The sequence below is a fragment of the Psychrobacter sp. AT9 genome, from assembly GCF_047272965.1.
GTDB lineage: Bacteria > Pseudomonadota > Gammaproteobacteria > Pseudomonadales > Moraxellaceae > Psychrobacter > Psychrobacter glaciei.
In genome coordinates this window covers 423,137-448,806 of the sequence record NZ_JBKOTW010000001.1, presented here as the reverse complement: position 1 = coordinate 448,806, position 25,670 = coordinate 423,137, and the positions used below count along the sequence as shown (strand labels likewise).

Here is a 25,670-nt window from a genome sequence, read left to right as displayed (position 1 = left end):
AACACCTTTTATTTTGACTATTACTTTTCATATTTCGCAATGATTCATCAATACCTTTATTTAGGAAACGCTACCTTATGTCGACCACCAGTCTCGTTCTGTTTAATAAGCCTTACGGTGTGCAAAGTCAGTTCCGTGATGACAGCAACAACGACCACACCACCCTATCGGAATATTTCACGGACAAGTCTTTGCGCGTGGCTGGTAGGCTGGATGCGACGTCTGAAGGCTTGCTGATTCTGACGAATGATGGCAGGGTTAACAAAGCCATTACCCATCCACCAAAAGCCAATGCTGGACGTAAGCAAGGTAAGACTTACTTAGTGCAAGTTGAAGGCATGCCTACTGCTGAGCAACTTGATAAGCTTGGACAGGGCGTCATTCTCAAAGATGGCAAAACCCTACCTGCCGACATCAAACAGCTTAGTGAAGAGGATTTACCAATGCCACTCTGGCAACGTGAGCCACCTATCCGTGAGCGTAAAAGCATACCGACATCATGGTTGATACTGACGATTTATGAAGGAAAGAATCGCCAAGTCAGACGCATGACGGCTCACGTTGGATTGCCTTGCCTGCGTCTTATTCGTTGGTCAGTCGCAGGCTTCGAATTGGGGGAACTAGCGGTTGGTGAGTTTGTACGTATTCATTTAGATAGTGCGAAACTGAGGGAATTGGGTGTCAGTAATTAACTTGCTCTGTCATCAGGCGTATTGACTGATGATAATTTACATAAGATCATAGACACATCGAACAACGTCTAGGGTCTGTTGAACATTCAAATGTGGTACTGGCAGTGGCTACAAAAAAATTATACCAGTCACGCTGCATCTCTTTTATATTGACCTGACTATGCCTGTTTTATGTAGATTAGTGGTTTTATATAGATTAGTAATAAAATCTAGCAAATATATTACGACCTGTTAAACATAGCGTCTCGAACTGGTAAGGTTTATCTGTTAAGATTCAGCACTTTACTGCCTGACTGTCATATTAGTGCCGTATTTTGCGTTTATTTACTGTTTAGCTTGTCTCTATAAGGATATGTCATGATTGCTTCTCGTCGTTTTGCCTTGTTCGCCACCAGCATTTCTGCTGCTTTTATTCTGAGCGCCTGTCAGCCAGCAACAGAGAATAGTGAGGTGATGCCCGCAGAAGAAGTAGCGGCACCAGCAACTGAGATGACGGCTGATCAAGAGAATATGGATAGTCATAATATGGCAGGTGGCGATGCAATGGCAGATGAGCAGCAAATGACAGACATTCTCAAAGACTACACTAAGTCGATGACAGGAATGCATGATGAGATGATGATCGGTATGGCATATAACGATCCCGATACCGCCTTTGCGAAAGGCATGTTAGGGCATCATCGCGGCGCCATCGACATGGCAAAAATCGAGCTGAAGTATGGTACTGACGCAGCCATGCGAGAACTTGCGCAAAAAATTACGGTAGCGCAGCAAGCTGAGATAGACATTCTGAATAAATGGCTTGCCGGCCATCCTGATGCTGCCAAACCTAAGCCTAATACCCAAGCCATGCAACAAGCCTATGCCAAGAGTATGGACGGGATGCATGGTGACATGATGCTCGCTATTACCGATCCGCTACCTGATATGGCTTTTGCACGCGGTATGTTGCCACATCATATTGGCGCTGTAGACATGGCAAAGATACAGCTCAAGTATGGTACGGATGAAGAGATGCGCAAGTTGGCTCAAGACATCATCGACGCCCAGCAGCCTGAGATTCAAGTGATGAAAAATTGGATTGCCGCTAACAAAATCGATAAGCTCAACAATGACACTATTAGTAATGACGCAACTGTCGAAAACGAAATAGATGCTAAAGAATCTGCTGAGTAGCCCACTACCTAAATACGGTCAATCAATATCAATAAGTGTAAAACCTATAACGTCAAACCCCTGCTAATCATAAATGGTTAGCAGGGGTTTTTATCGAATTGATACCGCTATACTTTTGATATATCTATACTTGCTGACGCTCCATAACATTAAGCCATGTCTGCCAGCCCGCCGGTAGTGGTAAATGGTCACTATTATCATCGGGCACTGGATCTGTCTTTGCCAAATGTAAACTTACTTTATGCGGAAAGGTTTTCTCAGTCATGCCTTGCTGCTGTCCACTACTAAGCGCTATTTTAGGTAATACGCTGACGCACATCAACTCGTCCCGACGAAACAGATAACATTCCACATCATGCTCTGCCGTACTAAGCGACGCTAACTGCTTAGTGTCTGCCTTGATACCATCAATGGCGACAATAACATCATGCGCCGAAATACCAGCTTTGGCAGCCACACTGTCACGTGTCACGCGATTTACCTTGAGTCCAGCTGGTGTCTCATGACAGCGCATACCCCAAGGTACATACTTGTCAGCAGTTTCCTTGGTATTGGTACGCATTTTTATACCATTTGCAGTCAATAGTGCTTCAATCGGTAACTCATCAACGCCATTGACATAGCGGCGCTCAAACTCTTGCCAATCGGCAAGCGACATAAACTGCCCGACAACCTTACCCATATCGGCACTGCTGATACCAATCCGTCGGTTGTCATTCTGCGTTGCTTGGCTATAAAAAGCCTTAACCACATCAAATAAACGATAACGACCGTTGCTCTTTTCGAGCAAGGTTAAATCCAAACAAAGCGCCACCAATGCGCCTTTATTGTAGTAACTGATCCCAGCATTACCTGTGTTTTCATCACTGCGATATAACTTAATCCACGCATCAAAACTCGACTCAGCGACACTTTGATAGGCGCGTCCAGGCGTTTGATAATAGCGATTTACTTGCTCAGCCAGTAGCTTGAGATAGCTTGGCTTATCGATCACGCCTGATGCTTGCAACATAAAGTCATCGATATAAGACGTAAAACCTTCAAATACCCAAAGCAGCGGCGTAAAGGCTTCGCGGCGCAAATCTACCTCTAACATGACATCGGGGCGTACGGTTTTGACCCACCACGCATGAAAATACTCATGACTGCATAAGCCTAAAAAACGCTGATAATCACTGCTGGGTACTTTTGGTTCGTCAATACTCGGCAAGTCGCGACGCGGCGTAATCAGGCTGGTCGAATTGATGTGTTCAAGACCACCATAATCTTGTCCACTGGCAAAAGTCATAAAAGTATAATCATTAAAGGGTGCCTCACCCAGCCAATCTAGATACGTCTGACAAATTTGAGTGACGTCTTGCTGTAGCCTGCCCATATTGGCATTATGCTTACCCGACAGATAAAAACGGTGAGGTAAGGTCTGATGCGCGTGGTCTTGGACGATAAAATCAAATGTATCCTGCTCAGCGATTTCAAAAGGATAATCAATCAGCTCGTGATAGCTGTTTGCTTGTAGCTCATAACTGTATTGACCATCCTCTTGCTGTCCATTCTTTTGCTGTCCATCAAGGCGCAGTTGCGTAGCGTCTAAACCACAGGCTAAAAGCACATGGCTTTCTTGTTTATCCGCCAAAAATGCGGCTGGCACTATCAAGCTGACTTGTACAGGCGTCTGCTCCTGCCCATCGACTGCTAATGCTAAAGAGGTAAAATTTCCGTATAGACGCTGCTGATCGACATAAGCGGTGCGTACGGATAAATCATAACAGTAGACTTCATAATGAACATTTACTGTCTGAGCCGCCTTGACTTGTGGCAACTGCCAAGTGTGTTTATCTGTCTTTATCGCGCGGTGCATCTCAGCGCTTTTATTATCGTCGTCCATAATTTGATAATGTACCGCAGTAATGTTTCGGGCAAACTCGCGCATCAAATAGCTACCTGGTATCCATGCTGGCAACCAAAGATTTGGAGCATCTACGTTTGTAGTAAAGGTGAGCGACACATCAACCAAATGCTCAAAAAAACGCTCAAAATCGAATCGATAGCTAATATTAGGCACAGGTCGAGCAGCCTTACTGATTGAGGCAATTTCTGTTGACTCATTATTAGCAGTGTTGGCGTCAGAAGTAGGCACGTTAGCGTTATTGGTCAATGAATTCATCGTCTTTCTCATCCTCATTTTTATCGTTATGGTAGAAGTCCTTAGCCGAAAATGCAACTGGCTGACCCTTTACAAGCAACCAGCTGTACGGTAAAGCATAAAAAATAGTGCTTATTTTCATAAATTATGACATTAATTGGCATTTTTTATGGTTTTTCCCTTGAAAGTTATGTGGGCCATCGCAATTAAAGATGCTAACTGCTAAAGTTACTTTAATAAACTGATGATAACTGACTAATGACGTGGCTATCTGGCTTGCCGATTGGCTTTTTTAGGTTTATTGCAACCGTATTTAATTTTTTACACAGATATATTTAGGATAATTTATGACTACTATCGTAAAAGACACCGCCGTCAAATTCAATTACACGCTAAAAGACGACGAAGGCAACGTGCTTGACCAATCACCAGAAGGTCAGCCACTTGCTTATCTACATGGTCACAGCAACATCATCCCAGGCCTAGAACAACAACTAGAAGGCAAATCTGCTGGCGAAAAAGTTAACGCTGTCGTTGAGCCTGCTGATGGTTATGGCGAATATCAAGAACAAGCCGTACAACATGTACCACGCGATAACTTCCAAGGCGTTGATGACATCCAGCCTGGCATGCAGTTTCAGTCAGAAGCCGGTGGCCAAGTAATGTTGGTTACGGTTACTGAAGTGAATGATGACGAAGTAGTTGTTGATGCTAACCATCCACTAGCTGGTAAGCGTTTGACTTTTGATGTTGAAATCCAAGAAGTACGTGCAGCGACTGAAGACGAACTAAGCCACGGCCATGTACATGGCGCAGGTGGCGTTGAACACTAATCTCTATTAGAGCATTAGTAAAACGCTTAAACGACAAGTAAGTAAGATGAAGCTTGTCGTTTATTCTAAAAGGTCAGTAGATACGTCTACTGACCTTTTTTTGTGTTTTATGGCTTATGGATTTTTATGATTTATTTATAGAAAAACACGTTCTTCCAAACGTAACAAAGCCGCGTAACGACGAGCGCTATGCGGCTTTTATTACCAACCATCCATGTTAACGCTATATGATACTTAATCCCGGAGTATCTTATAACTAGCAGGCATCCAGCCTTATTGTCCTTAATTAGCAAACCATCTATCCCTGACGCGATTTTAAGATACCAATCCCTAGTATCAATGAACCGTTTCGTTCAATCGTGCCGTACAGTTATAATCGCAGATTGATGATAAGTTAGTAAGAGGTCTAAGCGTCAATCCGTGTAAGCCTATGCTTACACGGATTTTTATTTGACCGCTTTTCTAGCTCACAGTGATATGCTTGCTAGAGACTGTCTTCAGGGCTGATCATTTTTTTTGAGTCAGCGCTGAGCATAATATAAGCCGCTTCATTGATGAAAGTTTCATCTTCAGGTAGCTCTGGGCGCTCATTAGCTTTCATTTGACTACGCTCTTCAAACTTCGCATCCATCGCGGCTTGATAGGTATTCCAATTGGCATACGGACGCTCACCTGTGGCGATGAGACGTTTATTCTCCGCCTCTAATGAACGCTTTTCGATCAGCTGCATCTTGGCGCGTCGGCTATTGATATCGAGCTTGACAGGTTTTTTCTCATCATCCATATTGCGAATATCGTTCAACGTTGATAAGTAAGTAAACTGTGGGTCTTTTTGCTGACGGATTGTAGACTGCTGATTCAGCGTTGCTAACGTATCATTGGTAAATTTGCCTTCAGGCTTATAAGGTGCGGTTTTGATGGTATCCCAAGGCAGTGCTTTTTTCTGCGCGCGCTCACCAAAGGTCGCATCATCGTAGATATTGACCAATTCGACATCGGGAACAACGCCTTTATTTTGCGTACTACCACCGGTGATACGATAGAACTTGCGCTGAGTTAAAGTCGCAGAACCTAGCGCTAAATTGTCCAGTTGAATCTGAGCAGAGCCTTTACCCGTAGTGGTGCTACCGACTACCAAGCCACGGCCATAATCTTGAATGGCAGCAGCAAAAATTTCACTAGCGGAGGCAGATGCTAGGTTAGTAATGACGACCACCTTTCCATCATAGAGTTGTTCGCCACCATCATCATCACGGTACACTTGAATGTTGCCGCGATTGTCACGAATTTGCACCAGTGGTCCACTCTTGATAAAGAAGCCGAGCATTTTGGCCACTTCGTCTAATGACCCACCAGGATTATTACGCAGATCGACCACGAGACCATCGATATTTTCTTTATTCAATTCTTTGAGTGCTTTTTCGGTATCGATACTGACGCTACGATAATCTTCCCCGTTACGGCGCGCCCGATAGTTCAAATAAAAGCTTGGTATCTCAAGGACACCAATACGTTTTGGCGTTTTATCGATATTAGGGCGCTGTACTTCTACAACGCGCTGGGTCACGCCTGACTCTTCTTGCTGAATGATGTCCCGAACCACAGTGACGGTACGAGCGCTGGCTTCTGGGGCACTAGCCTGACGTAACTTGAGCGTGACCGAAGTGCCGCGCTTACCGCGAATAAGACTGACAATCTCACGTGTCGACCAACCAACCACGTCGATCATGTTTTTGCCGTCTTTGGCGATCCCGACAATCAAATCATTGGGTTTAATCTGACCAGATTTGGCTGCTGGGCCACCATCCACCAGAGTCACAATACGCGTGTAGTCTGGGTTTTTACGATCAGGACGGATAGAGACGCCAATACCTTCTAATTGTAGACTCGATTGGATTTGTAATTCGTTTGCTTGAACTGGTGCATAGTAGTTACTATGCGGATCATAGGTCAGCATGGCAGTGTTCAAGATTGTCTCCATGATTTCATCATCTTTGAGACGCTTAAACTGCTCTTGTTGACGTGACAAACGATTGAGTAAAATCTCACTGGGCGTACGCTCGTCATTACGTACTAAATCCTGTCCACGAGTGATGTCTGGATTATTCAAGAATACTTGCTCTTTGGCTTTTTCGTCTTCTTGACCTAACGTGATGCTCATCAACTGAAACTTCAACTGACGCGCCCAGTAATCACGCTGCTCTTTTTTGGACTTGAAGTGACCGAGCTTTTCACGGTCAAGTACGATAGTCTCATTGCTGGTCAAATCCAGATCCGTCTTTAGCATTTTGCTTGCCATGGCAAAATATTCGTTTGAGCGTTTACGATAGCGCTCAAACACCTCTACCCCTGCAGACAAATCACCACGCTTGAGACGATCACCGAATTCGGCGGCATACTTTTTCTTTAGCTCATCGACGTCAGACTGCAAAAACAAGGTATGGTTTGGATCAAGGCTATCAATATACATAGACAGAATCTCGCTGCCTGTTTTGCTATCGAGCGGCTGATTGAGATAATGGCTGCGATCCAGCAAGGCGGCTACTTGACGAGTGGTGACTTTTTGTTCAGGTGTTTGGACGAAACCTTCGGTGTTAGTATCTGCCACTGCAGTGCCGTAGCTTTGGGTGAGAATAAGACCGGCGATGCCCACTGACGCTGCACTGAGTAACCACTGTGCTGGTTGTTTTTTCATCATATATACCTAGTTATTTTAAGTTGAAAGTATTATCAATTGTCATCGAAAGTATTTGCTTGGTGAGTCCCTATCCATCAAATTTATACCAAACCCAAAAAGTGCGATTAGCGGTGTCAAACTCGTTTAGTCTACAATGCGTAGCACTTATACTCGTTTTCCTTGCTACTCTAATTTTTGTGAATGGTATTAGTTATTTTTTTACGGCGCAGCCTTTTCACTATTTGGCTTTTTAACGATATTAATTATTGGAAAAATACGACTCGCGTCTTGCGAAAAATCACTCAATACTAGCATGACCATAAATGCGTCATTGTCTCAATCTGTATAAGCAATATTACACTTTACCGCGGTACATACCAAACTTTCTATCACATTTATTGCTCGTGGCTACTGATCGCTATTTAACAGTTAATAGCCATTATTTTTGGCCGATTTGACCAGCAGATTATACTCAATTCATAATAGCTGTCATAATATAACACTGAACAGTCGGTTGCATTTGAATCTGATATAAATGCAACTGCTGATATAACATAATAAGGATTACGCGATGTACGGCGTCTTAATGATTGATATCGATAGTACCGCACTGACTGCTGAAGATGTGAGTTTAATCAAGCAAGCTCAAGTTGGCGGGGTCATCTTGTTTGGGCGAAATGTCAAAGATGCCGCACAAGTACGCGCACTGTGTGACGATATACGCTATCACAATGCGGATATATTGATCGGTGTTGATCAAGAGGGTGGACGCGTCGCAAGGTTACGTGATGGGTTTAGCCTATTGCCAGCTATGGGGCGACTGGGTGATTTATTTAATCAAGATCCCAGCCATGCGCTTAGCTGTGCCTACGATTGCGGCTATTTAATGGCAGCAGAAGTGCTGGCCGTGGGCATTGATCTGAGCTTTGCCCCTGTACTCGACAGAGGTGGTATCAGCCAAGTCATTGGTGATCGTAGCTTCCATAAAGACCCGCAAGCCATTACCGCTTTGGCTTCCCAGTTTATGCATGGTATGAAAGCGGCTGGGATGGCAACCACTGGGAAGCATTTTCCCGGTCATGGTGCCATCGCTCCTGATTCCCATGTATCAGAAGCCATCGATAGCCGTAGTTTAGATGAGATTATGAACAGCGATATGCAGCCGTTTGCCCAAACGCTGCCATGGCTTGATGCGCTGATGCCAGCACACGTGATTTTTTCACAAGTGGATAACAAGCCAGCAGGATTCTCTAAAATTTGGCTCAAAGACATCATCCGTGATTCGCTTAAATTTGATGGGGTTTTATTCTCTGACGATTTATCTATGGCAGGCGCGCAAGCAGCTGGAGATATTAGCGCGCGCGTCAAAGCAGCAATTGAAGCTGGTTGCGACATTGCCTTGGTATGTAATGATAGAATTGCAGCCCATGAAGCAGCTAAAGCAGCGCAAAACCTACCCTATCCCAATCAAAAACGCATCAAAACCATGTGTGGCACTATCCCCGTTTGGCAAGGTGACCTTGACGCTACTTGTCAGCAGTTTGACTACTGGCAGCAAGCAAAGAAAAACGTGACTCAGACCTTTTTTAATACGTCAACAGAGCAATCATCTACAGCTAATAGTGAACTAAAAGATCCTACTACCTATAAATAACAGTCGCTCATTTTTTGGCAAATAAAAAACCGCACCTTTTAAGATGCGGTTTTTTATATTAATCACTTTCTTACTATCAATAATTTTTTAAAGATTACTGACTAGAGACTACTGAGTATTCATTTGTGGATCTACTGCTGTACCACGACTCGCATCATCACTATCTGGCAATAGGTCATCGTTGTTGCTGTCTAATGGATTCAAATCAGGATCAAGCGCATCGCTGCTCATAATCATACCATCATTTGCACTGGTGGTCTCATCATTGACTACGAACTCAATACGGCGGTTGCGAAAGCGACCTTGTTCCGTCGAGTTATCAGCGATAGGATCTGTTTCACCCATGCCTTTAGTGCTTAGTTTACTTGCATCAATACCTTGAGACACTAAGTATTCTTTTACAGATTCGGCACGATCGCGAGACAGTTTCATGTTGTAAGCGTCATCTGCTTGGCTATCAGTATGACCGATAATCATCAAATTCATATTCGGTACTTCAGTGATTATCTTAGAGGCACGGTCAAGGAATGATTTGTTGGCATCAGGAATAGACGCTGCATCTACTTCGAAGTTAATAACCTGCAAGCTCAAGGCACGCGCCACATCACGTGGATCAGGGTTTTCACCAAGGTTGCTCATCGCGGTGTCGGCAGCAGTTAAGCTGTTGTCAATCTCACTTTGTGCGTCTAATGCACCTTCGGCTTCTACTGTCATCGCAGGCGCTGCTGCTTGCAAATCAGCGACCAGCTTGTCTAAAGTTGCCGCATCAGGTGCATTGACCGTGATGGTATCACCTTTTATGAGCATACTGGCATTCGGTACGTTTTTGACGATAGGCAAGATAGCAGCCAGCTGGGCGGCGGCAGGCATATCTATCGCAAAATTATCATCGACATCGGCACGGCAATTATTGGCTTCATCACCAAATGCACTGGTCAAGGCATTCATGACATTGGTCTGTAGCGTCTCGTTACCAACGTTCATACGGCAAGCATATAATTCACCGTTCTCACCTGTGGCGATACGTAATGACGCAGGCTCAACATCAGCGGCAACCGCTGTTGCATTACCTTCGGCGGCTTGCTCTTGGGTAACAGCAGGCGTAGCAACGGGCTCAGGATTTTCTTGGCAGCCTCTAAGCAATGCCCAAGCCAAAGCGCCTAAAATAATCAGACCAATGATGGGCAGCAGCGCTTTCATAAAACTGCCTTCTGTTTCTTCTTCGCGCTGAAGGGGTGCGGTGCTGACCGTATCAGAAATTCGTGCGCCTGCAGGCGCAGCGGCAATCATACCTGCTGGCAAAACTGTGCTCGCCCAAGCAGGAATATGATGTTGGTAGCTAGCCGAGTTGTCGTTTAAAAACTGCGGCACAGGTGTCGTCCCTGCCAAGCTTTTTATTTCATGGTACGCAAGTGGTGCTGCCATCGCGATTAAACCGCGAGAAGCAGTGACATCGACATTGTGTTTGCCAGCAAGCTCACGAGCTATTTGGTCACGGTGTGTGCTATCCGTCCATACGCGCTCATGAAATCCCTGATCATCACGAGCGATATTCTCGCTAGAAAAGCGATCATGAGTATCTTTGTCTGCCAAGCGAGCGGCAAAAATAGCATAAAATTGCTCAAGCAAGTTTTTCTTAGCTGGGCTACGGTCATCTCCCAATACTGCGGGGCTTACCGTTCGCGTCAAATGGCTGATAACATCCATAATATAACTCTCCTATTAATACTTATTAGTATCAATCTATATAATTAAAATACTCAAAAATTTTGCTAAGAGATAAGAGCCGTAACCGTTAAAACCATCTTGGCAATATTCAATTTTCATTATTATAAAAGTATTAAGTAAGTGTTAACAATCAACACGTTGTTGTGCAAATGATACGTTAGGTAATGTTTCAGTTGTTACGCGTAACTAGAAAGATGACAAAGTACAAATCCCTAACATATCAATAGTGCTTTCGGTAGAAACAGGACTGCTTATTGAACAACAGAAATTAATATAGTAGATTCACTTTAAAACAGATACAGTGTGACTGGAATGAATTTTTCGTAGCCTCTGTGATAGCAGCAAGCAAGGAAAATTTATACCAGTCGCACATAACTAACAATGTATCGATTTTATTCCGAACTGACTATATAGCCGGTTCAATTTAGAAGTGGTACAAGGCAACAGAGTGTAGATGTATATTTAATACCTCAAGCGAGGTTAACGCTGTAACGCTTTTATAGTGGATTGACTATAGCAATAAAACGACTTCATCTGATTGCTTATAACCATCACCTTTAGCCATCACTTTTTATAAAAGTATTGAGATGTAATATGACTCATACTACATCTCAAGGGTCGGTCTAATCAGTTTCTTACTTGCGCGGGCTCAGCCACAATAACATTGCTGGCCATATTATCTACTTCAGACAAGGAGATAGGGCCTGATGGTCTATTGTTTGTAGGTGCGCGGCTATTGGAATTATTCGGTAAATTGCTAGGCACATTAGTAAGATTGCCGTTATTGCTACGCACTGGTGTATTGCGGGCTGGTGCGGGTATCATACTATCACCGGTATCGTCATCTGTTGCTTGATACTCTCCAGCACCATTATTGCTTGCATTGTCGGCAAAATTATTACTATTAACATTATTGTTATAAGCATTGTTTGCAGCGCTGGCATCGGACTCAAACTGAGGATTCTGACCATTCATAGCCGTCATATCACCTACTCCGTTACTATTATTGGGTAATGGTAATGGTGCTACACTGTCAATCATCAGCGCTGGCGCTAACGTACGTATGTCAGTGACCAAGCGTTGTAGGAGCATATTGTCTGGCGCTTCCAAGGTCACTCGTTCATTTTGTAAATGCAGTCGAGCAAATGGTGTTGATCTCAACATAGTCAAGATATTGGGCAGCACCTCTGCTGGTATACTATTCATACTACTGGCCACGCCTACCTGTATGGTCAACTCACAGATACTTGCCTGCTCACCGAAACTTGTATTGAGTGCCTGTTGTAGTATGCTTTGCAACGCTTCATCCCCGACCGTTGCGCTACAAGTATATAGACTGCCACTGTCATCTACTCTAACGATGAGCTCAACTGGTGTTAATACTTGTGCTGCTGGTTCAATGGTAGGCGGAACAACGACTGGGGCGGTAGCCACAGGTTCTACTGTTGTCGCACCATTAGGCTTAATTAACAGTGCCCATGCCGCAAAGCCTATCGCTACCACTGCCAGTATCAATAAAAATACCCGTACCAATAAATCATTGCGTTGATTACGGGTACGGACTTTCTCTCGCTTCATGCTGCCATTTTCTGCCAAATGATGGTCAGCAGGACTGGTATGCATAACATCAGTAAGATTGTTTAAATTGCTATTGCGATGCTTACTTAAATTCACACTAGTATTTGGATGAACACTGCTATTCTCCATGGCAGCTGCTATCGACGGCGTTATCGCAGTTGTATCAGGGGCGCTGACTTTGTCCTTTGGCCTATCTGGCACAGCTGCTATAGTAGCATCCGCTCTGACACTCGGTGCACCGGATGGTTGATGGATACTTTGAGGAGCCGTGATAAAAGGTGCTGACCATGTGGGTAAATACTGGCGCAACGCCGATTGTTCTCTTTGCAAAAACGCAGGTAAAAACTGCCCATTCGCCAGTACTTTTAGCTCACGGTAGGCCAGTGGCGCAGCATTTATAAGTAACTGTACGGTAGCAAGCTCATCGATATGATGTGTGGCGGCAAGTTCCTGCACTAGAGTTTGCCGCATACTTGGGGCTTGCCATAGCTGCTCAAAGAGAGGAGTTTCTGGCACGCTATCAGCAACCACGACTTGATCCGACCTTAGCAACTGCGAATAAACTTCTGGCAAAGCCAAGCGGGCTACCAAAATCGCATAAAACTGCTCGAGGAGGCAGATATGTGCGACGCTGCTATTATCACCCAACACAGCTGGCGTGACATGTTGTTCTAGTTGCTCAATAATACTCATAACTGACGGCCTCTACCGGCTTTAATGTTTAAATATATAAAAGAAGTAAATCGTTTTTTATTCGCTTTGCTTAATGTCTGTACTTTAAATGTCTGTACTTTAAATTCCTGTACTTTAAATGCTTATACTTTATAAGTCGCGCCCTATGAAACGGCTGTGCTGTTGGTAGTTGTTGCTATGCGTCGCTCATATAAACGATTTTATCTTATCTTAAATATATATGTAGACTTAAGTTTATTTTTAAGGCGCTGTAGACTGCTTGCTACAAATGCATTTAGCATTAACGTTACGGTCAGTATACGAAGCATTACTTACTCTCTTTTATACACTGTTATATTGTTAATAATAAATGATTATTAAAGCACAGTTCTCTACATAATGGGTTTTTGACTTACCCTGATCGTTGCTGAATCGATGATCAGCAATCATTATGGGCACTGTCATATCACTACTTATTATTGATTGTCTTACCCAGTGGTTATTTAGCCATCGCATTTAGGCGGTTCACCCTGTTGTATACACCACAATCACACACTAGGCTCGGCCTAAGGATTACCCTTTGCTTAACCATACGACCCTTATCATCATTATCACTGTTATTGTCAGCTTGTTGGCTTGGCAAAACAAGACACTATTCAATCGACTCATTTTTTATCCACCCGCGGTAAATAATGGTCAATGGGATCGTTTTGTGACCCATGGTTTTATTCATGCTGACAGTATGCACTTACTGTTTAATATGTTTACTTTGTATTTTTTCGGTCGTGCTATCGAAGGGTTATATCAATCATTTTTATTCGGTTATGGTTTCGTGGTGTTCTATGTGTTGGCTATCATTATCGCGATGATTCCAAGTTATATTAAAAATAAAAACAATGCCAGCTATCTCAGCCTTGGCGCATCAGGCGGTGTATCAGCGGTATTATTTGCCTTTATCTTGCTGGCACCTTGGGAAAAAATCTATTTATTTGCAGTCGTTCCTATCCCAGCGATATTATTTGCTGTCGCTTACGTGGCTTATAGCATTTATGCGGACAAACGCGGTGGCTCAAACATCAATCACATGGCGCATCTGTGGGGCGGCGCGTTCGGGATAATCGCCACTATTATTCTGGAGCCACAAGTACTCCCGCATTTTTTAAACGCGTTATTATCGCCAAGCCTTTAAAGTATGATTTTTAGAGGTCTGTTTTAAGAAAGAAGCGTCACTTGGTTAAACTACTTAAACGAATGACGCTTAAATCTAAACCAGTTAAAAAAATTTAACTCCTTTTTAATTTCGTCGCGTTGCTCGGCATGTCGAGCAATTTTATACTTTAAGATTAGACAGTGACTTATGATTATAGATATTATCGGTGATATTCACGGTTATGCAGACAAGCTAGTGGGTCTGCTTACCCAGCTAGGCTATCGCCATAACGGACAGTACTTCGTGCCGCCAGCAGGTCATCGGGCATTGTTTATCGGTGATTTGATCGACCGTGGGTCGCAGCAGTTGACCACGTTAGAAATCGTTTTTGCCATGCTGGATGCGGATGTTGCCGATGCAGTAATGGGCAATCATGAATACAATGCTTTAGCTTTTGCAACGCTCAACCCTAATAACCCTCAGGAATACTTACGCTCACACAATGAGACACATACGCGCCAACACGAGGCTTTTCTCGCAGAAGTGCCCTTTGGCTCAGAAAGTCATCACTATTGGCTGGAGCGGTTATATGAAATTCCCTTATGGCTGGAGACTGACTATGCTTGCTTTGTGCATGCCTGTTGGGATGTGGACAGCATGGCGGTATTAGCACCCTTATTGACTGCTGATAACTGCTTAACGCCTAAAGGACTTGTCGTAACTGCCCAAGAGCATAGCGAGAATTTTGAAGCGTTGGAGAGGGTATTAAAAGGCGTAGAGACCCCGCTACCTGATGGCATGGTGATGGTTGATAAAGAAGGTACTAAGCGCACACGAGTGCGGGTACGTTGGTGGCTTGAAGGTCTTAACGAGCGTACGCTATATGAAGTTGCACGTGCCCCCTCCTCCGCATTGGCACAAATTCCAGTAGATGCTTTGGCAGAAAATATCAATTTTGCACTCAAAACCGATAAACCAGTATTCGTCGGTCATTATTGGCTAACTGGAACACCTGAACCATTGAGTCCACAAGTTGCTTGTACTGATTATTCGGCAGCGGTAGATAGCGGTTATCTAACAGGCTATCAGCTCGATACCGAGCAGCCTTTGCCACTTAAAGCCAGCAATTTTGTGCAATATCGCCATGACAAAGACCCAGTGATACAGTCATAATCGAAATACCATTTCACTCGCTTTAGCATTAATCGGTAAACTTGGCTTTACGAAGGCGGCAAAACTTTTGTATGATGGTCGTTTTGAGGATATCAAAGCATGAGTACCCAATCAGCTAGTGTTAACTCTGTTGAGCAAAACAGTCCAATCGCCTCTCCTGCTGGTCAGCCAAAAGTTGGTATTATCATGGGCTCACAGTCTGATTGGGCAACCATGAGCGCCGCTGCGCAATTGCTTGCAGATTTTGATATCGCTTTTGATTGTGAAGTGGTATCAGCACACCGTACGCCTGACCGATTATTTGACTATGCCAAAAATGCTAAAGGTAATGGTTTACAAGTTATTATCGCTGGGGCTGGTGGCGCTGCTCACTTGCCGGGTATGTGTGCCAGTCAAACGCCGCTACCAGTATTTGGTGTCCCTGTAAAATCCTCGATGCTCAGCGGTTGGGACAGCTTATTATCTATCGTACAGATGCCAAAAGGTGTTGCGGTTGGTACGTTAGCAATTGGGGCGGCAGGCGCTTATAATGCAGCACTGCTGGCGATTCAAATCTTGGCCTTGCATGACGACGCAATCGCTACTAAGCTGGATACTCTACGCCAAACACAAACCGAAACCATCCTTGCCAGCCCAACACCGGGCATTATCAACAGTTAAAAGACACAACTGAGTTGATGATAGTTTCTAAAAAACACGAAGACCCATTATCTGATTATAAATGTTCTAAACTTGATATTTATGCTTAGATGAGTTCTACTAAATACAAGGTGCATACAGTGCACCTTTTCCTATTTTAATAGATTAGATTTCAGATCTAAATAGGGTCTGTTGAACATTCAAATGTGGAACTGGCAGGGCTATTTTTAGACAATACGCAGTGAAATTTTTGACGCCTAGTCGTTCTAGGGTAGACAATTTCGCCATGTATTGGCAAAAAATAGCCCTGCCCTGAAAGGCTGATGCTAAAATCACCCCAAACGTTGTTGTAAACCTAGCTAAGGTCTCGACATTATCGTCGGTTTACGCCTGATTTGATAAAACGTTTGATACGATTTTAGCGATCAGCAGTCCTAATATTTGAATGTTCAACAGACCCTAAACCGAATACCCTTTATTCATTTTTAATTCAAAGAGCCTGCCATGACCACAGCGAACGCTTATCCTGTTACCCAAACCATTCGTACTATCGGTATTTTAGGCGGTGGTCAGCTTGGCATGATGCTTGCCGAAGCGGCCATGCCATTAGGCTATCAGTGTGTGTTTTTAGAAGACAACGCCGACTGCCCTGCCAGCCTTTATGGGCGCGTCTTTCATAGCGAGCAATTAGAAGCCTTTATTGCCGCGGCCGATGTATTTACATTGGAGTTTGAAAACACACCGACGGCGACGGTTGAACAACTGGCCAATTTATCAACATCTGGCAGTAAGCAAGGTATGTTTCCGCCACCGATTGCCCTTGATATCGCCCAAGATCGCTTAAAAGAAAAGCAGATGTTTAATGCCCTTGATATCGCCACCGTCCCTTTTAAAGCAGTCAACTCTGAAGCCGAGCTACAGCAAGCTTGCAGTGAGCTTGGACTGCCCATCGTCCTCAAGACCAGCCGCGGCGGTTATGATGGCAAAGGTCAATTTGTCATTAAGCAAGACAGCGATATCAAAGCCGCCTGGCAAGACCTCAAAGACGCTGTCAGTGGTAAAGGTGAGCTGACACCAACGCCCGCGCCATTGATTGCAGAAGGTTTTATTCATTTTAGTCGTGAGGTCTCTATTATCGCGGCACGAGGACAGAACGGTCAGGTACGCTGTTACGATTTAGTTGAAAACCATCATCATCAGGGTGTTTTGGCCAAGACCCAAGCACCCGCGGTTGGGACTAGCCATTTATTTAAGCAAGCGACCGATGCGATTACCACGGTCATGAATCATTTGGGTTATGTGGGCGTGATGGCGCTTGAGCTGTTCGTTACCAAAGACGCGCGTGGCAATGACGCTGTACTCGCCAATGAGATTGCGCCGCGTGTACACAATTCTGGACACTGGAGTATTGAAGGCGCTGTTACCAGTCAATTTGAAAACCATATTCGTGCCGTGGTCAATCTGCCACTGGGCGATACAGACAATGTTCATCCAGCGATTATGCTCAACGTCTTAGGGCAATATCCTGATATCAGCGCCGTGCTAGCTATCGATGGCGCACATTATCATAGTTATCATAAGGCTGAACGCGAGGATCGAAAAATTGCACACATCACATTGATGCCCAATGATGTTGCCGATTTAGAGCCTGCATTAGCCAAACTCGTCGCGGTACTTCCCAATAAAGTTGGTCTTGATAAAAAATTAGCCTCTGGTGTCATCGATAATCAGCCAAAAGTGACAGATCATTCGGCGGTTATAGCAGCTGATAAAACGTCTAAAGACAGCAACGACACGGTTAAAAATGATAACGCTATTAAAGACAGCCAAACTAAGCCAGTTATAGAGGCTAAATCAAAAACAGAGAAGGCTAAAAAATAATGCAAATTTGGGTGGATGCTGATTCGGTGCCATTAATTGCCAAAGATTTGATTATCAAAACGGCTGAACGGACGCAGACAATGGCTATTTTTGTCGCCAATCAGCCAATTAAGCTGCGTAAGTCTCCGTTGCTCATCATGACGGTAGTGCCATCAGGATTTGATAAAGCGGATGACTATATCGTAGAACAAATACAGCCAGGCGATCTTGCGATTACCAGTGATATTCCTTTGGCCAATGACATTTTGGACAAAGGTGGCATGGTACTGACCACACGCGGTATGGTCTATGACAAAAACAATATCAAGCAAAAGCTCAATATGCGCGATTTTATGGATACCATGCGCGGTACTGGTGTGCTAGAGCTACAAGAGATGAGTGGACAAAAACCATACGGCGACCGTGATAAAAAAGCCTTTGCCGATGGTCTAAATCGTTTAGTACGTTAATTTTTAATAATGCTATTTCCCTTCCACCCACTCTAAATCTCTCATAGCCTGTGCTCTTTGCAAACCGTATACAATCATAACCAAACACTATGCAATCGGCACGCTTCATAACGAAGTGTGCCAACCATTCTTGTTACGCTACATTCAGTTTTTACAACAACAGTAACGTACATAAGAATAGGAATGACTATGAAAATTTTAGTAATTGGCGCAAGCGGTCGAGTAGGAACAGATTTGGTCAAGCAGTTATTGGCTGATAATCACCAAGTGGTAGGCACGACCCGTCAACAAGAAAAATTGTTCAGTGATGACAATTATAGCCAGTTGGATTTAGACATTACGGCTCAAAAAGACGCGATTCAGAAGCAAATCGATCAAGATATCGATGCGGTTTATTTTGTAGCTGGTTCTGGTGGTAAAGATATCTTAGAAGTCGATTTACATGGTGCGATCAAAACCATGCAAGCGGTACAGGACAAAGGTATCAAACGCTACATCATGCTCAGTACAGTGTTCTCATTAGACACCAAAAAATGGGACGAGCTAGGACTTGGCGACTTAAAAGGCTATTACATCTCTAAGCACTATGCCGATCAGTGGTTGGTAAATAACAGCAGCCTTGACTACACTATCGTACAAGCAGCGGCGCTAAAAGAACGCGAAGCGACTGGCAAAATTATCGTCAACGACAACAATTCTGGTGAAAATTCGATTGCAGACGTTGCCGCTACTTTAGTGGCTGTATTAAACGCGAGCAATACAACCAAAAAAGTCTTTGGTATGCATAACGGTGAGACAGCAATCGATGAAGCTGTAGCCAGTGTATAAGCTTATTTGATAATAGCTCATAAAAATCTAACAATATTAGATTTTTAAAAAGCTTAAAAGAAGGGTCACTTATTTATTGGCGAGCGTTCAAACAGCCAATCGATAAGTGACCCTTTTGCTTTATACGGTATTCAAAATCAGTAAGGAAAGTGATTATTTAAACTGGGTACGCCTAACACTTTATCTCATTGATACATATAGTAAGAGCACTTTTAAACCGCTACGGTGTTACCCGTCCTAGATGTACTCAGTTTACTATCTGCGGTCGGTCGCCTTGTAGCGATTCCAACATTCCTTGACTATACAGTGTCGGCTATATTACGCCAAACCACTCGGAAACGGAATGACGTCCTCTAAGCTATTCGCCCCTGTTATCACCATGAGCAATCTATCGATACCGACGGCGATACCGCTACAGGGTATCAAGTCATCGGATGCTGCCAATAAGTGCTCATCGATTGGCATGACTGGCAGGTTATGACGCTGACGCAATTGATTGTCTTGCTCAAAGCGTGCCCTTAATGCCTGCCCATCTGCCAGCTCGTCATAAGCATTGGCAATCTCAATACCACTGATATATAACTCAAAGCGCTTAGCCACCTTATTACCGTCTTTATCTAAAGCCGTTTTTGCTAATGCTGCCGTTGCTGGCGGATATTCTATAATCAAAGTCGGTAGATCGTGACCCAAGTTTGGCTCGACTGCATGGCTGAACAATAGGTCCAACCAACTTTGACGAATATCTTCTTCACTATTGGTTGCGCTGCTTTCTACACTATTAAAATCAAAACCGGTCAACCCTTTATCCTCTGCCACTGCTTGTAGAGCGGCTAGACTAGCCGTCAGCGGATGTATGCCGACGAAGTCCATAAAGGCATCCACATAGCGGTAATGGTTCATCACAATCGGATAGCCATAGAGCGCTTCTAGTAGTTCGCCAAGCTCAGCCGCCATATCGGCTAAGCTATAATGTGGCTGATACCATTCCAGCATAGTGAATTCAATATTGTGACGTACGCCTATCTCATTATCTCGAAAAACGGGACAAATCTGATAAATAGGCACTTGCCAGCTAGCCAGTAAACGCTTCATGGCAAATTCAGGTGACGTATGCAGGTAATAAGTACAAGGTCGATCTTGATAGGTAACTTGCGCAGCGACGGACTGCAAAAAAGTATCTGTATTGCCAGCTTGCGACAGTAGCGGCGTTTGCACTTCTAGTACTTGCCGCTTATTAAAAAACTGACGAATATCCTGCATGAATTGCGCACGCTGCTGCGCCATACCTAGCGTCATGGTGGGTGCGTAGTTGGGCTTAGCATTTGGCTTAACAGAAGAATTGATTGATTGATTCATGACTATTTACTGTGGCTGATGAATAATAAAAATAGGTTTGCAAACTGAGGGTTGGCTTTAAAACTGCCATTCACGGCGCAAATGATAATCACGGCGCAGTTGATCAAAATCAGCGCCATTAACTTGTCCATCAACCGCCTGACTCCGCAGAGAAGCATCATCTTGCATAATGTCGTAGAACTTAATCAATCTATCTGGATGCGCCTTCAACTCAGACCATAAAAACATATTTAGTGGTAACAGTTTTTGCATAGACTGAGCAGGTGCGACCGCCAGTTTTTCACATAACGCATCATAAATAATTTGCGTGCCGCGCAGCTTCCCTTCTACGGTATAGCCAGCGATGTGCGGCGTGGCGATAGCCAATTTGGCCAACAAGCCTTCAGAAATCTCTGGCTCGTGCTCAAACACATCAAGCACCACTTGCCGCTCGTTACGCTCAATATCTGCTTCTAAATCACTCGCATTAACAACAGGTCCACGCGCGCTATTAATGAGCATGGTATGCGGCGACATCATTGCTAGAGCCTCGGCATTGATTAAATGACGCGTTGGATAATCACTGCCATTACTGCTTTGAAAACTTTGTCCAGCCGCAGCCTTTTTATGCGTACTTTTTTTGTCCGTGAGGGGCACATGTAAACTGACAACGTCGCTTTGGCTAAGCACTTGCTCAAAACTGGCATTATTCGTATCTGAAGGGTGTAATAACGGGTCATAGCCCAGTACTTGCCAGCCCAAAGCAGTCGCATACTGAGCGAGTGTACTGCCAATATTACCAAGCCCAATGATGCCCAAGGTTAATGGTGGCATTGATGATGTCATTAATAGCGTCGTTGATGGCTGCCAATACTGCGGACGCAGCGTTAAGATAGCCGTCAGTACATATTGGGCGACCGAATGTTTGCTACAGCCAGCAGCATTGGCAAAAGTGATATTGCGTGCAGCCAAATAATCTTGATCAACATGATCGGTACCGATCGTTGCAGAGCCAACAAACTCCACACTTTCATTATCAGCCAGTAACGCTTCGTTTACTGACGTTACAGAGCGTATTAACAATATAGTTGGCTGTAATTCGGCAAGCAATTGCGCATTGATATCACGTCCAGCCACTTTGATAATACTTACCGTCTGCTCAGTCGCCTGACCAAGCATAGTGGCAGTAAAAAACTCATCAAGGCTGGCGATATTACTATCCGCCAAAATAGTGATTCCTGTTACTGTATCCGTCATCGCGTTAAGCCTTATTAAATATCTTTATCGATCGGTATTTTATTCTTTATGACTCAGCTGCTTTCACTTTACTCATCAACCGCTGATTGTGTGTTTTTATCGCTCAGCATTATTTCTTGTGGGGCGAATATCTCATTTTTGTGTTGCGATATCCACTCACGCCATACCGCAAGACCGATAGCCAATACCACAGGACCGATGAACAGACCAACGAAACCAAAAGCTGTTAAACCGCCCAAGACCCCGATAAAAATAATGATGAAAGGAATCTTGGTGGCACCGCTAATCACGATAGGACGGATAAGATTGTCGACCCAGCTGATGACCAACACGCCCCACAATGCCAAACCAATACCTTCTACCGTATGACCCTGACTTAACAACCAAATCGACACCCCGCCCCACACAAATGGCGTACCAAACGGGATTAGGGCAATGATGAAAGTAATAATTGTCAGTAAAATAGGACTTGGCGCACCAGAGAAATAATAACCAATACCAGCAAGTATCGCCTGTGCCAATGCGGTCAGCCCAATGCCATATACTACAGCGCGAGTGGTCGTACCCACAGAGTCAATATAACCATCGATACGATTGCCAATGATGTTACGTAAGGCTTGACGGATTTGGCGAATCAAGCTTGTGCCATCACGATAAAAGAAAAACAGGGTCATCAGCGCCATACCGAGCTTGGCAAGACTACTGAACACCACATCAAAGGCGATTTTGCCATAATATAAATGGGACTGTACCCAAATACGAAACGCTTCTAGCGTCCCTTCAGGGTTCTTATTGATGCGCCACAGCACATCTTTGACTTGTTGACCGATAATCGGTAAATCTTTGACAGAATCAGGCACGTCCAAATAACCTACTTTAATACGATAGATTAAGTTGCTGATGATACTTAAGGCTTCCTGCTGCAAAATAAAGATACCGACCACGAGCGGCACGCCGATCATAAGAGAGATGTTCACGGTCATAATAGCGGCGCTAACGTTTGAGCTGAACTTTACGCGTTGGTGAAAAAAGTTATAAATAGGAAAAGTAACGTACGCTAAAATCGCCGCCCATAGTGCCGGTACAATAAAAAACTGTACCACTTGAAAACATAATATAAACAGCACAACCAATAAAGTAATGGCCAATAAGCGCTGAATAATAAATTCTTTTGTCCAGTTTTCTATCATAGTGTATAAACCAAAAGCGGACAGCAAAACCTCATACGGCATTGCTGCAAAGTTTATAAATAGGTGAACAGCAATCTACGGACAATTTCCGTAGAGGGTATCCATTAGCGAGGGTGGTTGGCTATAAATATACAGGTCAATATTGGCTACAAGTAAGCTTGCCTCACGTCAACCGTAACACAGTTGATGTCAATAATGTCTTAGAAAATAGGACAAGAAGCAGACTACCTACCGACAGGTATTATGCAACAAAGTAGGTCAAATAAATAACCCTATGTTGTAATCTTTCCTTACAATTTTTTTGGGGTAACTTCACTTGACCGTTACGTTGTTAACCAAACCATCATACATAGAATGAATGCCGAAAAACAATAACCATTGAGTACTATTTGCTGTCACTTTATGAGTCACTATCTAGCAAGGTAAATCACTGGCGCGTTCTATTAGTATCAACAATTGATGTTATACTAGAATAATTGTTTTGAAATTTTAAGTGCCGCTACTTTAATTTGACCTTATTTATTTTCGTCATTATTAGAGCGCACCCTTTATCATAACCCTTCTTTATTCTTCCTCTCTAAACGCTATTAATGTCTAGTTTTTTAGAGTAGTGCGGCATAATTTGGGTCTGCCATATAAGCATTACATTGATGCTTATACAAGCGTTGTACGCATCATGCGAGTTCGATATACGAACTCACGGTTAAAAACAATGTAAAAAAAACCATGACTGACGCGCAATGTTTTGATGTAATTTCGGATTAATTTTTATTTTAAACCAACACTGATCCACCAAATTTTAAATACTATATTCATAGGAACAATAACAATGTCAAAAGACAATGATAACCCTAACCTTACTGCCTCAAATGAGGCGAGTAAGACCACTAAAACCCAAGACAGCGTTACTTTTGCTTTAGCCCAGTCACACTTTTTGGTCGGTGATATTACCGCCAATGCAGCAAAAATGCGCACGCTGGCACTAGAAGCTCGCGAGCAAGGTGCTGATGTGATTGTCTTTCCAGAGCTCGCACTATTGGGCTATCCACCCCAAGACTTACTGCTGCGCCCAAGCTTGTCAGGTCGCATCAAAAGCGCTTTATCTAGCTTAAGTGATATCGATGACATCGTCATGATCGTTGGCTATCCGCACGTCGATCACCATGGTACGTTCAACTCAGCAGCCATCCTGCATAATGGGCATCAAAAAGGCTTTTATCATAAACAAATATTGCCAAACTATGGCGTGTTCGATGAGCGCCGTTACTTTGACAAAGGTCGCAATCAAGTCCTATTTGATTATAAAGGCATCACTATTGGTCTACTCATCTGTGAAGACTTGTGGGAAAAAGGCCCTATTTCTGACCTCAAAAAGCAAGGCGCGGATCTGGTCATCAGCTTAAATGCCTCACCTTTCGAAATTGAAAAACAAGACAGTCGTAAAACCATGCTGACCAAACGCAGCCGTGAGAATGGCCTCCCCATCATCTATGTCAATGCTGTTGGCGGTCAAGATGACTTGGTCTTTGACGGTGGCTCTATGGCAGTGCAAGCTGATGGTAGCGTTGCCCACGAAGCGCCACGCTTTATGAACCAATTGCTACTCGCGACCTTAGATGTCAAAACTGCCAAATTCAATGCGCAGTCTAAAGCACCTTTGACCCTCAGCCGCGAATCAGAGATGTATCAAGCACTGGTGGTTGGCTTGCGTGATTATGTCAACCTTTCAGGATTCTCTGGCATTATCGTCGGTTTATCAGGTGGTATTGATTCGGCATTAACGCTTTGTATCGCAGTCGATGCCTTGGGTGCGGATAAAGTTTATGCGGTCATGATGCCCTATGAATATACGTCACCAATCAGCTTAGAAGACGCACAAGCACAAGCCCGTCGTCTAAATGTTTCTTATACGGTTTGTCCAATTTTTGATGCGGTCGAAGGCATTCGTCATACACTTGCCCCGCTATTTAATAAATCACCTGCGGACACCACTGAAGAAAATATCCAAGCACGTGCGCGCGGTGTTGTATTGATGGCACTGTCCAATAAATTTGGTCATTTGGTCATCACGACTGGCAATAAATCAGAGCTGGCGGTTGGTTATTCAACCTTATATGGTGATATGGCAGGTGGCTTCGATGTGCTAAAAGATGTTTATAAATCACAGGTTTATAAACTGGCCAGCTATCGCAACCGCCTAGAAGACACGCCTGTGATTCCTGAGCGTGTGATTACCCGTCCCCCCTCAGCCGAGCTACGCCCTGACCAAAAAGATCAGGACAGCTTACCTGACTATGACATCTTAGACGGCATTTTGATGTCTTATATCGATGAAGACATGGGCTATCAAGATATCGTAGATAAAGGGTTCGATGCTGACTTGGTCGCCAAGGTTATCCAAATGGTCGACAATAACGAATTTAAACGCTGTCAGGCACCAATTGGCACGAAGATCAGCCATAAAGCCTTTGGTCGTGAGCGTCGTTATCCATTGGTGAATAAATGGTCGATAAAAGGCTAGGTTGCAACCATTGTCTGACTACTACCGTAAAGAAGTCAGACAATGACAACCTCCTTGTTCAAAAATCAATCTGTAATTATTAGCTGGGTGCTTG

Annotated in this window: 18 protein-coding genes; 11 read left to right on the top strand and 7 right to left on the bottom strand. The window is 43.9% G+C overall.

The window, feature by feature from the left end:
* The first annotated feature begins 77 nt into the window (after nucleotides 1-77).
* A complete protein-coding gene (locus tag ACMFL8_RS01875; RefSeq protein WP_413189939.1) occupies nucleotides 78-692 on the top strand; it encodes a pseudouridine synthase in 615 nt (204 codons plus the stop codon).
* A gap of 357 nt (nucleotides 693-1,049) precedes the next feature.
* On the top strand, nucleotides 1,050-1,868 hold the full coding sequence (locus ACMFL8_RS01870; RefSeq protein ID WP_413189938.1) for a DUF305 domain-containing protein: 819 nt from the start codon (nucleotides 1,050-1,052) through the stop codon (nucleotides 1,866-1,868).
* Between the two features lie 124 nt (nucleotides 1,869-1,992).
* Here the strand turns inward: ACMFL8_RS01870 and ACMFL8_RS01865 are convergent, their stop codons facing one another.
* A complete protein-coding gene (locus ACMFL8_RS01865; protein WP_413189937.1) occupies nucleotides 1,993-4,032 on the bottom strand; it encodes a M61 family metallopeptidase in 2,040 nt (679 codons plus the stop codon).
* Nucleotides 4,033-4,358: 326 nt separating this feature from the next.
* Between ACMFL8_RS01865 and ACMFL8_RS01860 the strand changes: the two genes are divergently transcribed.
* Nucleotides 4,359-4,844, top strand: coding sequence for an FKBP-type peptidyl-prolyl cis-trans isomerase (locus ACMFL8_RS01860; RefSeq protein ID WP_413189936.1), 486 nt, complete (start codon nucleotides 4,359-4,361; stop codon nucleotides 4,842-4,844).
* Between the two features lie 484 nt (nucleotides 4,845-5,328).
* On the opposite strand, the gene ACMFL8_RS01855 is transcribed toward ACMFL8_RS01860, so the two are convergent.
* Complete coding sequence (locus tag ACMFL8_RS01855) at nucleotides 5,329-7,539, bottom strand: carboxy terminal-processing peptidase (RefSeq protein WP_201592677.1); 2,211 nt, start codon at nucleotides 7,537-7,539, stop codon at nucleotides 5,329-5,331.
* A 553-nt stretch (nucleotides 7,540-8,092) separates the two neighbouring features.
* Between ACMFL8_RS01855 and nagZ the strand changes: the two genes are divergently transcribed.
* Nucleotides 8,093-9,175, top strand: coding sequence for a beta-N-acetylhexosaminidase (gene nagZ, locus ACMFL8_RS01850; protein WP_413189935.1), 1,083 nt, complete (start codon nucleotides 8,093-8,095; stop codon nucleotides 9,173-9,175).
* A 108-nt stretch (nucleotides 9,176-9,283) separates the two neighbouring features.
* Here the strand turns inward: nagZ and ACMFL8_RS01845 are convergent, their stop codons facing one another.
* A complete protein-coding gene (locus ACMFL8_RS01845; RefSeq protein WP_413189934.1) occupies nucleotides 9,284-10,882 on the bottom strand; it encodes an OmpA family protein in 1,599 nt (532 codons plus the stop codon).
* A gap of 648 nt (nucleotides 10,883-11,530) precedes the next feature.
* Nucleotides 11,531-13,174, bottom strand: coding sequence for a hypothetical protein (locus tag ACMFL8_RS01840; RefSeq protein WP_413189933.1), 1,644 nt, complete (start codon nucleotides 13,172-13,174; stop codon nucleotides 11,531-11,533).
* 559 nt (nucleotides 13,175-13,733) lie between these two features.
* Here ACMFL8_RS01840 and ACMFL8_RS01835 point away from each other — a divergent pair.
* The 6 genes from ACMFL8_RS01835 to ACMFL8_RS01810 all read left to right on the top strand — a co-directional run bounded on the left by ACMFL8_RS01835 (nucleotide 13,734) and on the right by ACMFL8_RS01810 (nucleotide 19,273).
* Nucleotides 13,734-14,342 carry a rhomboid family intramembrane serine protease gene (locus tag ACMFL8_RS01835; protein ID WP_010201910.1) on the top strand — a complete coding sequence of 203 codons (609 nt, stop codon included), beginning with the start codon at nucleotides 13,734-13,736 and terminating at the stop codon, nucleotides 14,340-14,342.
* 168 nt (nucleotides 14,343-14,510) lie between these two features.
* Nucleotides 14,511-15,476 (top strand): metallophosphoesterase, encoded by a 966-nt coding sequence (locus tag ACMFL8_RS01830; RefSeq protein ID WP_413189932.1) that lies wholly within the window; start codon nucleotides 14,511-14,513, stop codon nucleotides 15,474-15,476.
* Between the two features lie 99 nt (nucleotides 15,477-15,575).
* Entirely contained in the window at nucleotides 15,576-16,136 is a 561-nt protein-coding gene (purE, locus tag ACMFL8_RS01825; RefSeq protein ID WP_413189931.1) for a 5-(carboxyamino)imidazole ribonucleotide mutase, read from the top strand.
* A 483-nt stretch (nucleotides 16,137-16,619) separates the two neighbouring features.
* A complete protein-coding gene (locus ACMFL8_RS01820; protein ID WP_189582928.1) occupies nucleotides 16,620-17,996 on the top strand; it encodes a 5-(carboxyamino)imidazole ribonucleotide synthase in 1,377 nt (458 codons plus the stop codon).
* Nucleotides 17,996-18,445: a YaiI/YqxD family protein gene (locus ACMFL8_RS01815; protein WP_010195720.1), complete on the top strand. Its 450-nt coding sequence runs from the start codon at nucleotides 17,996-17,998 to the stop codon at nucleotides 18,443-18,445. The genes ACMFL8_RS01820 and ACMFL8_RS01815 overlap by 1 nt, the downstream gene beginning before the upstream one ends.
* A 189-nt stretch (nucleotides 18,446-18,634) precedes the next feature.
* On the top strand, nucleotides 18,635-19,273 hold the full coding sequence (locus tag ACMFL8_RS01810) for an NAD(P)H-binding protein (protein ID WP_189582931.1): 639 nt from the start codon (nucleotides 18,635-18,637) through the stop codon (nucleotides 19,271-19,273).
* 318 nt (nucleotides 19,274-19,591) lie between these two features.
* On the opposite strand, the gene epmA is transcribed toward ACMFL8_RS01810, so the two are convergent.
* From epmA to ACMFL8_RS01795, 3 genes are all read right to left on the bottom strand, one after another.
* Nucleotides 19,592-20,629: an EF-P lysine aminoacylase EpmA gene (epmA, locus tag ACMFL8_RS01805; RefSeq protein WP_413189930.1), complete on the bottom strand. Its 1,038-nt coding sequence runs from the start codon at nucleotides 20,627-20,629 to the stop codon at nucleotides 19,592-19,594.
* A 57-nt stretch (nucleotides 20,630-20,686) separates the two neighbouring features.
* Nucleotides 20,687-21,865, bottom strand: a complete 1,179-nt coding sequence (locus ACMFL8_RS01800) for a 4-phosphoerythronate dehydrogenase (protein WP_189582937.1) — start codon at nucleotides 21,863-21,865, stop codon at nucleotides 20,687-20,689.
* Nucleotides 21,866-21,933: 68 nt separating this feature from the next.
* Nucleotides 21,934-23,055: an AI-2E family transporter gene (locus ACMFL8_RS01795; RefSeq protein WP_189582940.1), complete on the bottom strand. Its 1,122-nt coding sequence runs from the start codon at nucleotides 23,053-23,055 to the stop codon at nucleotides 21,934-21,936.
* 829 nt (nucleotides 23,056-23,884) lie between these two features.
* Between ACMFL8_RS01795 and ACMFL8_RS01790 the strand changes: the two genes are divergently transcribed.
* Complete coding sequence (locus ACMFL8_RS01790; RefSeq protein ID WP_201592660.1) at nucleotides 23,885-25,576, top strand: NAD+ synthase; 1,692 nt, start codon at nucleotides 23,885-23,887, stop codon at nucleotides 25,574-25,576.
* Nucleotides 25,577-25,670 lie beyond the last annotated feature (94 nt).

Excerpts from the sequence above, each read along its gene's own strand:
- ACMFL8_RS01875 (WP_413189939.1), top strand. The coding sequence starts at position 78 with ATGTCGACCACCAGTCTCGTTCTGTTTAATAAGCCTTACGGTGTGCAA.
- ACMFL8_RS01870 (WP_413189938.1), top strand. The coding sequence starts at position 1,050 with ATGATTGCTTCTCGTCGTTTTGCCTTGTTCGCCACCAGCATTTCTGCT.
- ACMFL8_RS01865 (WP_413189937.1), bottom strand. The coding sequence starts at position 4,032 with ATGAATTCATTGACCAATAACGCTAACGTGCCTACTTCTGACGCCAAC.
- ACMFL8_RS01860 (WP_413189936.1), top strand. The coding sequence starts at position 4,359 with ATGACTACTATCGTAAAAGACACCGCCGTCAAATTCAATTACACGCTA.
- ACMFL8_RS01855 (WP_201592677.1), bottom strand. The coding sequence starts at position 7,539 with ATGAAAAAACAACCAGCACAGTGGTTACTCAGTGCAGCGTCAGTGGGC.
- nagZ (WP_413189935.1), top strand. The coding sequence starts at position 8,093 with ATGTACGGCGTCTTAATGATTGATATCGATAGTACCGCACTGACTGCT.
- ACMFL8_RS01845 (WP_413189934.1), bottom strand. The coding sequence starts at position 10,882 with ATGGATGTTATCAGCCATTTGACGCGAACGGTAAGCCCCGCAGTATTG.
- ACMFL8_RS01840 (WP_413189933.1), bottom strand. The coding sequence starts at position 13,174 with ATGAGTATTATTGAGCAACTAGAACAACATGTCACGCCAGCTGTGTTG.
- ACMFL8_RS01830 (WP_413189932.1), top strand. The coding sequence starts at position 14,511 with ATGATTATAGATATTATCGGTGATATTCACGGTTATGCAGACAAGCTA.
- purE (WP_413189931.1), top strand. The coding sequence starts at position 15,576 with ATGAGTACCCAATCAGCTAGTGTTAACTCTGTTGAGCAAAACAGTCCA.
- ACMFL8_RS01820 (WP_189582928.1), top strand. The coding sequence starts at position 16,620 with ATGACCACAGCGAACGCTTATCCTGTTACCCAAACCATTCGTACTATC.
- ACMFL8_RS01815 (WP_010195720.1), top strand. The coding sequence starts at position 17,996 with ATGCAAATTTGGGTGGATGCTGATTCGGTGCCATTAATTGCCAAAGAT.
- ACMFL8_RS01810 (WP_189582931.1), top strand. The coding sequence starts at position 18,635 with ATGAAAATTTTAGTAATTGGCGCAAGCGGTCGAGTAGGAACAGATTTG.
- epmA (WP_413189930.1), bottom strand. The coding sequence starts at position 20,629 with ATGAATCAATCAATCAATTCTTCTGTTAAGCCAAATGCTAAGCCCAAC.
- ACMFL8_RS01800 (WP_189582937.1), bottom strand. The coding sequence starts at position 21,865 with ATGACGGATACAGTAACAGGAATCACTATTTTGGCGGATAGTAATATC.
- ACMFL8_RS01795 (WP_189582940.1), bottom strand. The coding sequence starts at position 23,055 with ATGATAGAAAACTGGACAAAAGAATTTATTATTCAGCGCTTATTGGCC.
- ACMFL8_RS01790 (WP_201592660.1), top strand. The coding sequence starts at position 23,885 with ATGTCAAAAGACAATGATAACCCTAACCTTACTGCCTCAAATGAGGCG.